A 2,026-nucleotide genomic window follows, 5' to 3' on the forward strand; every position below is an offset into this window, starting at 1 on the left:
CGGGTTTTTAACACCCCAAAGTCCGCAAAGCCTTGCAGGACTTTATTTTTTGTGTCAAATTTATTTTCTTACATTGCGTACTATGGTACTATATAGTATAATGATTATATCTGAAATACTATACCTTGTGCCAGGAGGTAAGCCATGCGTCTCAAGACCAACAAAACAAAACGCGGAGTGTGCTACTACATCATCCGATCCGTAAACAAAAATGGTAAAAGTTCAACGGAGACCGTCGAGAAGCTCGGTTACCTTGATGACATTAAAGAGCAGTACGGGTGCGACGATCCGATGCTTTGGATCGAACAGCGGATGGATTTTTTGAATGAACAGGAAAGAACTGAGAAGAATAAGAAAGTCTTAATCCCTCTTGATGCTAACGCGCTCATACCGTCTGACGCGCAGCAAAGTTTTAACATCGGATACCTTTTCCTCCAGAAAATTTACTATGAATTAAAGCTTGATCTCATTTGTGCTCATATCAGTAAGCGACACGCATTCAAGTATGATATGAACGAAATCATGTCCCGCCTGATCTTCGGAAGAATCCTGTTTCCGGGATCTAAGCTCTCGACCTACAGACAATCCTTTGACCTTCTGGAACAGCCTAACTTTCAGTATCATCAGATTCAACGGGCACTTTCAGTGATTGCGGAGGAGTTTGGAACTATCCAGACAAAACTATATAAAAACAGCACGGATGTGATCGACAGAAAAACCGGTGTCCTCTACTACGACTGTACGAACTTCTATTTTGAAACAGAATACGAAGATCCTATCTCCAATGCGGATGCAGACGAAAATGACATTGCAGCAAGAAAGTATGCCCACAGCAAACAGCACCAGCCCTCCCCGCTGGTCCAGATGGGGTTATTCATGGACTATTCCGGAATGCCGCTGGCGATGTGCCTTGATCGTGGCAATAAAAATGAACAGCTCACGTTGATCCCTTTAGAAGAAAAAATACTCCAGGATTTCGAACTCTCCCGCTTTATTGTGTGTACAGATGCTGGTCTATCAAGCGTGAATAACCGAAAGTTCAACAACTTCGGTGAACGCTCATTCATCTCTACTATCTCCATCAAAGAGATGAAGAAGAAGCAAAAGGAATGGTGCCTGGATCCCAGCGAATGGCATCTGGAGGGCTCAAATGAGATTTTCGCCATCTCACATCTGGAAGATACAGAGGAAGATGCAAAGGAAAACTATGAAAAGATCTTTTACAAGGAATGCATTATCGATGGTTATGACGAAGAACGGGATATTTCCTTTGATCAGATCCTTATTGTTACCTACTCCTTGAAATACCGGGATTATCTGCGTCGCACCCGCGAAGCACAGGTTGAACGGGCTCAAAAACTACTGGATTCCGGAAGAGCAACTACTGATGCAAAGAACCAGAATGATTGTCGTCGCTTTATCAAAAAGAAAGCTGTCGGCAAAGACAAGCAAGATGCTGCCATCAGCTATTCACTGGACAATGATGCCATTCAAAAGGAGCAGAAGTACGATGGTTTCTATGCTGTTGTAACCAATCTTGCAGAAACGGATGTGTCTGACATCATTAAAGTAAACAAGGGTAGATGGGAAATCGAGGAATCATTCAGGATTATGAAGAATGATTTCCTGTCACGACCAGTATACCTGAGTTTAAGCGAACGTATCAAAGCACACTTTTTAACATGCTTCATATCTCTCTTAGTATATCGAATTCTGGAGAGAAAGCTTGGATGTCAGTATACGTGCGGAAACATCGTCGATACACTCAGGAAAATGAACATGACTAAGGTTAAGGATATCGGTTATATCCCCTCGTATACCAGAACCGGGCTGACAGATGCCCTGCACGAAAATGTCGGATTCAGAACTGACTACGAAATCACGAGAGACAAGGCTATGAAAGGAATTATTAGAAAATCAAAGCAAAGATAGACGTAGTACGCGTTTCGTAAAAATCAGAGAATGCCCGCAACCCCTTGTAAACAGAGAAGTTGTGGGCATTTATTGCGTACTAAAGTGTCAAAAA

General features: G+C 42.5%; 1 protein-coding gene. It reads left to right on the top strand.

Translation table 11 applies throughout. The features are described 5' to 3' along the window. Positions 1-144 precede the first annotated feature (144 nt). Complete coding sequence (locus E0E20_RS13755) at positions 145-1,932, top strand: IS1634 family transposase (RefSeq protein ID WP_130838732.1); 1,788 nt, start codon at positions 145-147, stop codon at positions 1,930-1,932. The last annotated feature ends 94 nt before the right edge of the window (positions 1,933-2,026 follow it).

It is taken from the genome of Lachnoclostridium sp. Marseille-P6806 (genome assembly GCF_900625025.1).
Lineage (GTDB): Bacteria > Bacillota > Clostridia > Lachnospirales > Lachnospiraceae > CAG-791.

Coding starts and splice junctions, on each gene's coding strand:
- E0E20_RS13755 (WP_130838732.1), top strand. CDS start 145: ATGCGTCTCAAGACCAACAAAACAAAACGCGGAGTGTGCTACTACATC.